Origin of the sequence: Caenibius tardaugens NBRC 16725 (genome assembly GCF_003860345.1) — a bacterium.
In the GTDB taxonomy this organism is placed as follows: Bacteria; Pseudomonadota; Alphaproteobacteria; order Sphingomonadales; family Sphingomonadaceae; genus Caenibius; species Caenibius tardaugens.
Window position 1 is genome coordinate 1,762,144 of record NZ_CP034179.1, and the last position, 11,666, is coordinate 1,773,809.

Below are 11,666 nucleotides of genomic sequence, written 5' to 3' on the forward strand. Positions count from 1 at the left end.
GGTTTCGATTGTCACCGTTGCACTCCCCGGTTGGATGGATAGCTGCCGAATTGGGGCTGCTCCCTAGGGCTTGCAGGCGGAATCCGCAACGGCCCCCTTCTTGCTTTTGGGTTTATCGAGTGTCTGCGCCGGCGAACCCCAGATGCGCACGCGCTCCGGCATGAAGGCGGTCAGGATCGGATGGTCAAGCGCGGCATATTCACGCGGACTCATGGTCATGAATGACCGGAAATCGCGCACAAAGTGCGCCTGATCGTGATAGTGATCATCGATCGAGGCCGACCAGTTACGCCCTTGCGCCAGCATGAACGCCGCCAGGCTGCGCATCACCCGCTGTCGCCGCAGCAGGCGTTTGGGAGAAAATCCGAAGGCCCGCTGGCACAGGCGTTCCAGCGTACGCTGGCTCAGCCCCGACCGTTCGGCCAGTTCCGACACGTTGGACAGATTGGGATCGACCAGCGCGGCATGGACCGCCATGATCCGATCCTGATCGGGGTGGGGCTTGTTCAGAGCCAGAAAGCAATCGATGATCCGCTGATATTCGGCATCGTCGTCCGGTTCCTCGCCAAACAGCGTGTCCGGAAGGTGGGCAAAATTGGCATAGGCATCATGGCCTTCCCCATCGACCAGCGTGTTTGCCATATCTTCGGCGGACGCGTTGATGAATTTCACCCACCCGAGCGGGAACAGCCCGACACCCCACATGCGGGTAGTGCCGAGATGAAATTCGGTCGGCAAGGCGCTGGGCCCGGTCGCGGTGAAACGCGCTCGCGATAGGGCCTGCCCACCGACGATTTTGGCATCCGGTGCATCACCCGAAAAGAACCGCAGATTGGCCCATTCCGGTTGCAGGTGATCGCGCACCCGCTCTCCACCAGGCATGGTGAATGTTGCGCGATAAAATGTTGAAAAACAGCCTTCCAATTCCGGAGGTGGCGGAAAAAAGCGGACATCGATGTCACACCGTGCGGCCATGTATTACCCTTCCGCCCCAGGAGGGTAGTTTTATGCGACCCCTTCCCTCGAATCAGAAATAGCGTGAGATTTCAAAATGGGAAAGGGCGCGTGCGACAAGCCGCACACGCCCTTTCATCATCTCTTGGCAGACCATGCGCTTCGCCGTAGCGAAGCGGCATAATCAGGCCGGAAGGGCCTTCTTCGCCTGGGCGATGATCGCCGCGAAAGCTGCGCCCTGGTTCATAGCCAGATCAGCCATGACTTTCCGGTCCAGTTCGATCCCGGCCAGCTTGGTGCCGTGAATGAACTGCGAATAGGTCAGGCCTTCAGCGCGGACGGCCGCGTTGATACGCTGGATCCACAGCGCGCGGAAATTGCGCTTCTTAACCTTGCGGTCGCGATAGGCATACTGACCGGCTTTTTCGACGGCCTGACGGGCGACGCGAATCGTATTCTTGCGACGGCCGCGATAGCCCTTCGCCTGATCCAGAAGCCGCTTGTGCTTGGTGCGGGTGGTTACACCACGTTTAATGCGAGGCATTGGCTAGTACTCCTGTCTCAGTTGAGCCCGTAGGGCGCCCACTTTTTGATCACGCGTGCATCAGCATCGGAGATCACGTCGGTGCCGCGGTTCTGGCGGATATACTTGCCGTTATGGCTGATCAGGCGGTGGCGCTTACCGGCTACGCCGTGCTTCACCTTACCCGTTGCGGTGATCTTGAAGCGTTTCTTCACACCGCTCTTGGTCTTGAGCTTGGGCATTTTTGTCTCCTTTGTCAGGGACACGTTCGACCAGCCCTGGCAGCCCTTTCAGCCAGGCAGGCCCGCAAAATACGTGTCAATGAAGGCCGGGCCCTTAGAGGGGGTGCGCCGTGAAAGCAAGGACAGAGATTCCCTATTCGCCCGCGATGGCGCCCCTCACCCGCTGCTCCTGCCGCTGCACGCACCATCCCGCCCCCCGGCATATGTCGCCGAGAGCATCCGGTAATAGCGCGAATTGAACGCAAGGAGCGTCGCCAGCGCACCAAGCAGGCCCGCAATCGTAAACACCAGCGCGATACCGCGCTCGGAGCCGGTGCCATACCAGCTGCCGATTGTCTCCGCACCGGCGCCGGTTGTCATCAAAGGAATGAAGAGGAACTGCGTCAACGGACCGATCAGGAAAGCCACCAGCGGCGAGGCCGCCTGTTCGACCGATTGCGCGAACCCGAAAACCCGGCCCTGCCTGTCGTAAGGCACGACCTGCTGCAAGGTGGTCTGTTCCGCCGCTTCAGCGTAAGGGCCAAGGAACAGCCAGATAAAACACCCGGCGGCGAGCAGCGGGATCGACGACTGGATCGTGAAAACGGCGCTGACCAGCCACACTACCAGATTCACCAGCATGAGCGTCTTCAGCGGATTACGGCCCAGCCCGGTGCGGGCAATCACGATCCCGCTGAGGATGAAGGCGCAGGACAGGAAGGCCCACAATGCCCCCCACGCTTCCACGGACATCAGTGAAAGGCCATAGGCATCCATCAACGCCATGAACACGCCGCCCAGGAAATTGTTGAAGGCGCTGAACACGATCAGCGCAAACAGTCCGGGGATCGTCCCGATCACGCGAATCGTACCCGCGATATCGACTTTTCTATGCGGATGGTCGCCCGACGCCACGGGCGGTTCCACCAGCGGTATCGTTATGAGATGGGCCACGGCCACCACGCTCAATCCCAGAGCGAACACAAGCGTGGCGATCATCCCGCCCCAGGCAACCAGCAGGCCGCTGATGGCGGAGGTCACCACAAAACCTACGCCCGTGACCATGCCGACCAGACCGTTGGCGCGATCCCGCCGGTCTGCCGCGATCAGCGCCGTGACCAGCGTTGGCAAAGCGATATTGCGCAGGTTACCGGCAATGACCCCCAACATCGCAATCAGAACGAACGCCCAGAGATAGGGGGAGGACACATCGTGCATGCGATCGCGGGGAACCAGCAGAACCATAGCCAGCGCAGCGGCATAGAGCGCGATGGAGGCCAGACTGGACCCCAACATCACGCGCTTCTTGCGATGATGATCGACCAGGCTGCCGAACCAGATCGCGAACAGCGCGGTCAGCACCAGATAGATGCCTGCGACCATGCCCGTTGCGAAAACCGACTTCGTTTCCAGGAATATCCAGAAGGTCAGCGCGAACCACACCGTGAAATTCACGATATTGGCAAGCATGTTGTTCGCAAGGCAGTGAAGAAACGGCTTGGGCATCGGGATTCTTTTTCGCGCTCGGGCTAAGGTCGTAATGGCAAGGCCGCCGGGCCGCTTACCATCGATGCCTGCGCTTATCCCTTAAGAACTTGCGGAAACCTGAAGATATTCCGCCTCTTGCCGTTTCGCCTCGGCCCTACGACCGCAAACCGCGCGTCAATGATGGCAGGATAGGGCCTCGATCACGTCTTCCAGCCGTGCGGGATCGCCGATCGCCAGAACATGCCCGTCAGACCCGGCGTGGAGCGGATCGCCGTTCCAGTCGCACATGACCCCGCCCGCCCCTTCGACAACCGGGACCAGCGCCGCGAAATCGTGCAGCTTCAGCCCGGCTTCGCACACGATATCGAGCTGACCCGTGGCGAGCGCGGCATAGTTGTAGCAATCCCCGCCCATGACCATGCGGCGGTGATCGGTCTTCGCCGCCAGACCCATGAAATGTTCGCCCTGGTGATCGTCGAAATAGTGCGGACCGGTGGTGCCGATCGTGGCCGATGACAAATCCTTGCAGGCACGGGTATGCACTTCTGTGCCGTTGAGCGTGGTCGGCTGCCCCGCCACGCCCAGCCAGCGTTCACCGGTGATCGCCTGATCGATCACGCCCAGCACCGGGAAACCATCCACCAGCAACGCGATCAGCGTGCCGAAAATCGGCCGCCCGGCAAGAAATGCCGCGGTGCCATCGATCGGATCGAGCACCCATTGCCGGTTGGAAATACCATCCCTGATGCCGAATTCTTCGCCCACCACACCGTCCTGCGGCATTTCGGCGGTGAGAATGCGGCGCATCGCTTCTTCGGCTTCGCGATCGGCCAGCGTTACCGGCGAGGCATCGTCCTTCTGTTCGATCGCCACCGCACTGCGGAAATAGGGGCGGATCGCTTCGCGTGCAGCGTCGGCCAGCCGATGGGCCAGCGCGATTTCAGCATCGAGTTTCACCGCCCGATACCCTCAGTCGAACAGACTGGAAACGGAGCTTTCATCGGCAATACGGCGAATCGCCTCACCGATCAGCGGGGCGATCGAAAGAATCCGGATACGGTCCGAATCCTTCGTCGCATCGGTGCCGAGAATGGTGTCGGTGATGACCAGTTCCTTGAGCGCCGAGGTATTGACCTTCTGCACGGCCGCGCCCGACAGCACGCCATGCGTGATATAGGCCACCACGCTTTTCGCGCCGGCATCGAGCAGTGCCTGCGCGGCATTGCACAGCGTACCACCCGAATCGACGATATCGTCGATCAGGATGCAGTGGCGCCCCTGCACGTCGCCGATGATGTTCATCACTTCGGACTGGCCCGGCTTGTCCCGCCGCTTGTCGACAATGGCGAGCGGCGCATTGTCGAGACGCTTGGCCAGCGCGCGGGCGCGCACCACGCCGCCCACGTCGGGCGACACGACCATCAGTTCCTGATCGCCATAACGCGCCTGGATGTCGGCCGCCATGGCAGGCGCAGCATATAGGTTGTCCGTCGGGATATCGAAGAAGCCCTGAATCTGCCCCGCGTGCAGATCGACCGAAAGCACGCGGTCCGCACCGGCCTGCGTGATCAGGTTCGCCACCAGCTTGGCCGAAATCGGCGTACGCGGGCCAGGTTTACGGTCCTGCCGGGCATAGCCGAAATAGGGCACCACGGCCGTGATCCGCTTGGCCGAAGCGCGCTTCAGCGCATCGATGCAGATCAGCAATTCCATGAGGTTGTCGTTGCAGGGGAAGCTGGTCGACTGCACCACGAAGACATCTTCGCCGCGCACGTTTTCATGGATTTCCACGAACACTTCTTCGTCTGCAAACCGCCGGACCGCGGCATCGGTCAACGGCATTTCAAGATAGCCGGCGATAGCCCGGGCCAGAGGCAGGTTGGAGTTGCCGGCCATGATCTTCATTGCAGGATGCCCCTTTTCGTCAGGTCAGCGAGTCGATCTCGCGAAAAATATTGCCCCGGCTCTAGTCAAGCCGGGGCCGATTGCAACCGCCGCGGATAAACGGCGGAGGATATGCGATCGGGGCGGGTGATTCACCGCGCCCCGGGTCATCAGACCGCGCGGTGTTCGCCGCGTACCCAGCGCACCGTGCCGGAGCTGGCGCGCATGACGACGCTTTCCGTCGTCATCTTGCCGCCGGGAAGACGCTTCACCCCGTCGAGCAGCGAACCATCGGTCACGCCGGTGGCGGCAAAGATGCAATCGCCCTTGGCCAGATCGCCCAGCTTGTAGATGCGGTTGAGATCTTCAATGCCCCACTTGCGGGCCCGGGCTTTCTCATCCTCGTTGCGGAAGACGAGACGGCCGTTGAATTGCCCCCCCACGCAGCGCAGCGCCGCAGCGGCCAACACGCCTTCGGGTGCGCCGCCCTGGCCCATGTACATGTCGATCGTGGTTTCCGGATTGGTCACCGCGATCACCCCGGCCACATCGCCGTCGGGGATCAGCTGGATGCCGCAACCGAGCGCGCGCAGTTCGGCGATCAGATCGGCATGGCGCGGACGGTCGAGAACGCAGACGATAATTTCGTTCGGCGCCACGCCCTTGGCAGCAGCTACGGCCTTGACGTTTTCCGACGGGCTCTTGGCAAGATCGATAATCCCTTCGGGATAGCCCGGACCCACCGCCAGCTTGTCCATGTAGACGTCCGGCGCGTTGAGCAGGCACCCTTCTTCGGCAGCCGCCAGTACGGCAAGGGCGTTCGGACCAGCCTTGGCCGTGATCGTCGTGCCTTCGAGCGGATCGAGCGCGATGTCGATCTTGGGGCCCTGCCCCGGCGCACCGCCGACCTTTTCACCGATGTAGAGCATCGGCGCCTCATCGCGTTCGCCTTCGCCGATCACCACCGTGCCATCCATGTAGAGACCGTCGAAAGCCTTGCGCATGGCTTCCACGGCGGCGGCATCGGCGGCCTTTTCATCACCGCGTCCGATCAGCTTCGATGCGGAAATGGCGGCAGCTTCGGTCACGCGGACCATTTCGAGAACCAGCACGCGGTCGAGAACACTGCTGGCGGGTGTTGCGGTCTTGTCAGACATCTGGGTCCTATCCGGGATAACTTGTGCGAAAGGGGATTAGGCGCTGGCCCGCGAAACGGCAATCGCTGCCATGCGGATGCATGGCAGCCTGCCGCCCGGCGGATCAGCCACCAAGCAATTGCATGACGAGCGGCGGTGCCGTCAGGCTGGGCGATCCGTCGAGCAGATCCAGCGCCTTCACCACGGCGCTTTCCGGGCCTTCATGCGTGACGATGGCGACCAGAACCTCTCCTTCTTCGGTCTGCCGCCCTTTCTGGAGCAGGCTTTCGATGGAGACCCCGGCATCGCGCATCGCGGCGGTGATTTCGGCCAGAACACCGGGCCGGTCGTTCACCGCGAAACGGATGTAACGGCGCCCCATACGGTGGCCCGACGTGGCAGGTTCAAGCTTTTCCAGCTCGTCCACCGGAACGGAGAACGCCGCACCGATTTCGCCGCGGGCGATATCGATAAGATCCGCCACGACGGCGCTGGCGGTCGGGCCATCGCCGGCACCGGCGCCCTGGAACAGCAAACGGCCTGAGAAATTGCCTTCGGTAACAACCGCGTTGGTCGGCCCGTCAACATGCGCCAGCGGATGGCCATAAGGCACGAGGCAGGGCTGCACGCGTTGGAACAGCCGCGTCTGGCCGCCTCCCCCCTGATCGGTTTCAGCAAGGCCGATCAGGCGGATGACATAACCCAGCGATTCCGCCTGGGCGATATCGGCCGCCCGCAATGCGGAAATGCCGGTGGTATCGACATTGGCGAAATCGAGTTCCGCACCGAACGCAATCGACGCCAGAATCGACAGCTTGTGCGCCGCGTCGATCCCTTCGATGTCGAACGTGGGATCGGATTCGGCATAACCGAGCCGTTGGGCATCGCCCAGCACATCACCGAAATCCCGCCCGGTATCCTCCATGGTGGAGAGGATGTAATTGCAGGTGCCGTTGAGAATACCGTAAATGCGTTCGATGGCATTGGCGGCCGCGCCTTCGCGCAGCCCCTTGATCACCGGGATGCCGCCAGCGACAGCCGCTTCGAATTTCAACGCCACGCCCGCCGTTTCGGCTTCCTTCGCCAGCGACAGGCCATGATGCGCGATCATCGCCTTGTTGGCGGTAACCAGTGCCTTGCCATCGCGAATCGCGTTGCGCGCCAGAGTCAGCGCCGGGCCATCTGAGCCGCCGACCAGTTCCACCACGACATCGACATCGCCGCGCGCGGCCATGGCGGTCATGTCGTCTTCCCATGCGAAACGGGACAGATCGACGCCGCGATCCTTCGTCCGGTCGCGCGCACTGACAGCGACAATCGCGATCTCCCGCCCGGCACGGCGGGTAATCAGTTCGCGGTTCGCATCGAGCAGACGAATCACACCGGCACCTACGGTACCGAGCCCGGCCAGGGCGATTCGCAACGGTTCGGCCATTCAAGCCCCCTTCGTGGCAAAAGATCATGCGCCGTCCGCCCCCATTACGGGGGACGCGACGCAAAGAAGGTGCGCCCTAGGATATGCGGAGGCCAAAGGCCAGAGGCCGATTGGCGGGTTTCCGCAAGCCGGGTGTCGGCTGAGCCGATTCCCGGGATCGATTATGCGGGCGGCGCGTTCCCCTTGCGTGCGCGCGGACAGGCACCAAGCTCCTGCTTGATCAGCGCATAATCGCGCGTTGCGCGGCTGCGGTCGGCCGCGTTGCTCGCGAGATTGGCACCCGGCGGCAAGCGCTCGGGCAGGCCACAGGCGAGACGGTACCACGCCAGCGTGTCAGCCGCTGGCGGACGACCCGCCTGATCGACCAGTTCCGACCATGACACGCTCCACACCGGGGCGGCTTCCGGCCTGCGCACGACAGAGACCAGCACGGGCCCGCTGCCGCTTTCCAGAAAGAGTTGGGTTTCCGATTCCCCCACCAGATTACCGCTCACCGACAGCACATCGCGCACCCCCGTTATCCGCGGTGGCCCGCCCGCATCCGCCAGTTCGCCGAGCAGCGGCGTAAGACGCGCAACGGTGGCAGGATCGGCAGGAATCTGCGCATCCGGCGCAACAAGTTGTACATCTTCGGGGCGGGTACCACGCACCGCGCGGGCAAAAATCAGGAACCGCTGCCCCTGTATCCTGGGGACCTTCCCGCCAGCGCCAACCGGAACATCGACGAGATACTGCACCGTCTTGGTGACAGGCGCCTGCCCTGCCAGCGCGCCTTCCGGTTTCGCCACCACGAACAGCCGCACAGAACCTGGCGCAAGCCCCGGCGCACGGGCGGGCTCGACAACGGCCTGGCGGCTTACCTTGACCTGCAGGACAAGCTGCGCGGGATCGGCCAGATCGGCCAGATCGGCATAAGTCAGCGCCGGAACGGATGCATTTGCGGGCTGGGCCAAAGCCGATGGCGCAAGGCCGGCAGCAAGCGTTAAACCGGCGAAGAACACCAGTGTCCGCCGGTTCGTGCCTTTCGCGATTCTCATGATGTGACCTACTCCTTTTGCGAAATTGACGCCCCGGATAACACCGTCCATTGTCAGCCACCCGCAATTCAACGGCAAGCACTTGAATCGGCGATTAACCGATAAAGCGTTTGCGCAGGCCCGACTTCGCAGTTAAAGAGCCCGGAAAAAGTGGGGTAGAATACAAAGTTCACCCCATGCCGCCTTGAGGGAAAAAGATCAGGGCAACGGGAGGCCATCCGGCCTAACTGGCAGGGTAAAAAACTGGATTTTTGCGCCAGACGGTGAGGCCACCCCCCGTCGCTGGCGTGGCCCGGGGTTACCCCCGGGGGAGCTGAATGGAGTGATGCAACTGAATGGCTTACGCTGACCAATCGACGAGCAGTAATCGCGTTATTGCGCTGGTTGTGGTTGCCCTGCTCCACGTCCTTCTTGGTTACGGCCTGGTTACAGGTCTTGCCTTCGAAGCAGTCAAGAAGGTCGCGCAGCGCGTGACGACAATCGATATCGAGGAGGAGAAGCCCAAAGAAGAGCTTCCTCCGCCTCCACCACCCAAGGATGCGCCGCCGCCACCTATCGTAGCGCCGCCGCCGCCGATCAACATCTCGCCGGCACCGCCCGCGATCCAGACGGCACCGACGGCTCCGCCGCCGCCGCCGCTTGTGGTCCCGACGGCTGCACCACCGCCGCCGCCGCCGCCCGCTCCGACGCATACGCCGAAGCCGCCGCAGCCGCGCAATGCTCCGGGCAGTTGGGCAACCCCCGACGATTACCCGACCAAGGCCATGCGTGAAGACCGCGCCGGCACCACCAGGTTCTCCGTCACCGTTGACGCCGAAGGCAAGGTTTCAAGCTGTCAGGTTACCGGATCGAGTGGTCATTCCGACCTCGACGATGCGACCTGTAAGCTCGTTACCCGCCGTGCCCGTTTCAAACCGGCCACTGACGGCGAAGGTCAGCCTACGAGCGGCAGCTACAGCAACGCCGTTCGCTGGCAGATTCCTAAGTGATTTGAACACTGGCTGCTGTACGGATTTGCCGACAGGGCCGTTGATCTAACCCCGATTTATATCTTCTTGAGAGGACAACCCGCATGCTTATCGAAATTCTCGCTGCTGCAGCCGAAGCGGCTCCGCAGAACAAGTTCGGCTTCAAGGAAGCTCTGGAACAGGGCGGTGTCGTTGCCTACGCAACCGTCATCATCCTTGGCATCATGTCTTTCGGTTCCTTCTACATCCTGTTCACCAAGCTGTTCGAACAGCAGAAGATCCTGAAGCAGGGCCGTGAAGTTCGCCAGTCGTTCTGGCGCGCCAACTCGCTGCGCGACGGTGCTGCCAAGCTGGGCAAGAACACTGCCTATCGTCAGATTGTCGACGACGCTCTGGACGCCGAAGAACAGCACGCCAAGATGACCGACACGCTCGAAGCGCACGACTGGATGCACGGTTCGCTCGCACGTTCGGAAAACGCCATCAACGCCCGCCTCGCTGGCGGCCTGCCGTTCCTCGCTACCGTGGGTGCAACCGCACCGTTCATCGGTCTGTTCGGTACGGTGGTCGGTATTTACCGCGCCCTGATCAACATCGGTCTTGCCGGTTCGGCATCGATCGACAAGGTTGCCGGCCCGGTCGGTGAAGCTCTGATCATGACCGCGCTGGGTCTGCTCGTGGCCGTTCCCGCCGTGCTTGCCTACAACTGGCTGCAGGCGCGCAACAAGCGCATCTCGGGTGAAGTCAACGGCTTCGCGACTGCAGTGCTTGCCAACCTGTCGTCGGGTGGCGCTGTGAAGCCTGCTCTGGCTGCTGCTCCGGCTGCGAAGCCTGCCGCAGCGGCTGCGAAGCCGGCTGCTGCTGCCGCTCCGAAGGCCTGAGGTCAGCATACGATCGGATCGGGGAGAGACCGGCATGCGGGCCTCTCCCCGCCGAAGATTTAAGTTTTAGGATAGGATTACGACCATGGCCATTGCGATGGGCAGCGGCGGCGATGAAACCCCGATGTCGGAAATCAACACCACGCCACTCGTGGACGTGATGCTGGTTCTTCTGATCATCTTTCTCATCGCCGTCCCGGTAGCAATCCAGACCATCGAGAAACTGCGTATCCCCATCCTTGTCTCCCAGGAATCTGAAGACAAGGTTGAAAACCTGCTGCTGACGGTTTCAACAACCGATAATGCAGGGCGCAGTGCCGGTGATCCGGGCTACACAGGTGCAGACCGCGGCGGCCAATGCCGCGTCTACTTCAACAACACCACGCCGGTCAGTTCGGAAGAACTCTATGACCAGGCATTCAAGCGTCTCGATGCGATTGTGCAGCGTGAAGGCGGGATCGAAGCCATTATGGCCAATCCCGAAACCATCCCGCAGGTGCACATCCGTGGCGACGTGAATGCTCCGTGGCGCTGCGTTGCCGGTGCGATCTACAACGTGCAGGCGGCGGGCTACCCGACCGTCGGCTTTATCTCCAACCCGGTCGACCCCAACGGTTGACGACCGGGTCCGGGACTATTCAGGAGTAAAACCCTATGGCAATGTCAGGCGGCAAGGACGATGGTTCGCCGATGATGGAAATGAACACGACGCCGTTGATCGACGTCATGCTCGTTCTCCTCATCATGTTCATCATCACCATCCCGGTTGCAACGCACGCAGTGAATATTGATCTGCCCTCGCCGCAACCGACACCCCCGCAGACCATCGTTGAACCCGTGAAGAACAAGGTCGTTCTCACCACGGACAACCAGGTTCTGTGGAATGGCAATCCGATCAACAACGGCCAGCTTGTCACGCTTCTTCAGGAAAGCATGAAGCTGCCGACCGAACCTGAACTGCAGTTCGAACCCGAAGCCAATGCAAGCTACGACTTGTCGGCACGCGTTCTGAACATCATCAAGGGTTCGGGTGTGACCAAGTTCGGCTTTGTCGGCAACGAACGTTACGCATCCTTTGCCAAGGAACCTGGGGCCTGATCAGGCCACAGTCCACACGGCAAGATGAAACGACTTAAGGG

The 11,666-nt window shown here is 61.8% G+C and carries 13 protein-coding genes; 4 read left to right on the forward strand and 9 right to left on the reverse strand.

Annotation, left to right across the window (positions count from 1 at the left end; translation table 11 throughout):
* Nucleotides 1-63: 63 nt before the first annotated feature.
* From EGO55_RS08020 to EGO55_RS08060, 9 genes are all read right to left on the reverse strand, one after another.
* A complete protein-coding gene (locus tag EGO55_RS08020) occupies nucleotides 64-864 on the reverse strand; it encodes a helix-turn-helix domain-containing protein (RefSeq protein ID WP_210766675.1) in 801 nt (266 codons plus the stop codon).
* Between the two features lie 274 nt (nucleotides 865-1,138).
* Complete coding sequence (rplT, locus tag EGO55_RS08025; protein ID WP_021689947.1) at nucleotides 1,139-1,498, reverse strand: 50S ribosomal protein L20; 360 nt, start codon at nucleotides 1,496-1,498, stop codon at nucleotides 1,139-1,141.
* A gap of 17 nt (nucleotides 1,499-1,515) precedes the next feature.
* A complete protein-coding gene (gene rpmI, locus EGO55_RS08030; RefSeq protein ID WP_021689946.1) occupies nucleotides 1,516-1,719 on the reverse strand; it encodes a 50S ribosomal protein L35 in 204 nt (67 codons plus the stop codon).
* Between the two features lie 156 nt (nucleotides 1,720-1,875).
* The gene (locus EGO55_RS08035; protein WP_021689945.1) at nucleotides 1,876-3,204 is read right to left on the reverse strand and encodes an MFS transporter; all 1,329 of its coding nucleotides are present in this window, start codon (nucleotides 3,202-3,204) and stop codon (nucleotides 1,876-1,878) included.
* Between the two features lie 156 nt (nucleotides 3,205-3,360).
* Nucleotides 3,361-4,143: an inositol monophosphatase family protein gene (locus EGO55_RS08040; protein WP_021689944.1), complete on the reverse strand. Its 783-nt coding sequence runs from the start codon at nucleotides 4,141-4,143 to the stop codon at nucleotides 3,361-3,363.
* Nucleotides 4,144-4,155: 12 nt separating this feature from the next.
* A complete protein-coding gene (locus EGO55_RS08045; protein WP_021689943.1) occupies nucleotides 4,156-5,091 on the reverse strand; it encodes a ribose-phosphate pyrophosphokinase in 936 nt (311 codons plus the stop codon).
* A 149-nt stretch (nucleotides 5,092-5,240) separates the two neighbouring features.
* Entirely contained in the window at nucleotides 5,241-6,227 is a 987-nt protein-coding gene (gene glpX / locus EGO55_RS08050) for a class II fructose-bisphosphatase (RefSeq protein ID WP_021689942.1), read from the reverse strand.
* Between the two features lie 103 nt (nucleotides 6,228-6,330).
* Entirely contained in the window at nucleotides 6,331-7,641 is a 1,311-nt protein-coding gene (locus EGO55_RS08055) for a homoserine dehydrogenase (protein ID WP_021689941.1), read from the reverse strand.
* A gap of 161 nt (nucleotides 7,642-7,802) precedes the next feature.
* Nucleotides 7,803-8,678, reverse strand: coding sequence for a hypothetical protein (locus tag EGO55_RS08060; RefSeq protein WP_021689940.1), 876 nt, complete (start codon nucleotides 8,676-8,678; stop codon nucleotides 7,803-7,805).
* Nucleotides 8,679-9,013: 335 nt separating this feature from the next.
* Here EGO55_RS08060 and EGO55_RS08065 point away from each other — a divergent pair, with 335 nt between their 5' ends.
* The 4 genes from EGO55_RS08065 to EGO55_RS08080 all read left to right on the forward strand — a co-directional run bounded on the left by EGO55_RS08065 (nucleotide 9,014) and on the right by EGO55_RS08080 (nucleotide 11,625).
* Nucleotides 9,014-9,667 (forward strand): energy transducer TonB, encoded by a 654-nt coding sequence (locus tag EGO55_RS08065; protein ID WP_021689939.1) that lies wholly within the window; start codon nucleotides 9,014-9,016, stop codon nucleotides 9,665-9,667.
* Nucleotides 9,668-9,750: 83 nt separating this feature from the next.
* Nucleotides 9,751-10,527 carry a MotA/TolQ/ExbB proton channel family protein gene (locus tag EGO55_RS08070; RefSeq protein WP_021689938.1) on the forward strand — a complete coding sequence of 259 codons (777 nt, stop codon included), beginning with the start codon at nucleotides 9,751-9,753 and terminating at the stop codon, nucleotides 10,525-10,527.
* A gap of 85 nt (nucleotides 10,528-10,612) precedes the next feature.
* Nucleotides 10,613-11,146 carry an ExbD/TolR family protein gene (locus tag EGO55_RS08075; protein ID WP_021689937.1) on the forward strand — a complete coding sequence of 178 codons (534 nt, stop codon included), beginning with the start codon at nucleotides 10,613-10,615 and terminating at the stop codon, nucleotides 11,144-11,146.
* Nucleotides 11,147-11,181: 35 nt separating this feature from the next.
* On the forward strand, nucleotides 11,182-11,625 hold the full coding sequence (locus tag EGO55_RS08080) for an ExbD/TolR family protein (RefSeq protein ID WP_021689936.1): 444 nt from the start codon (nucleotides 11,182-11,184) through the stop codon (nucleotides 11,623-11,625).
* Nucleotides 11,626-11,666: the final 41 nt, after the last annotated feature.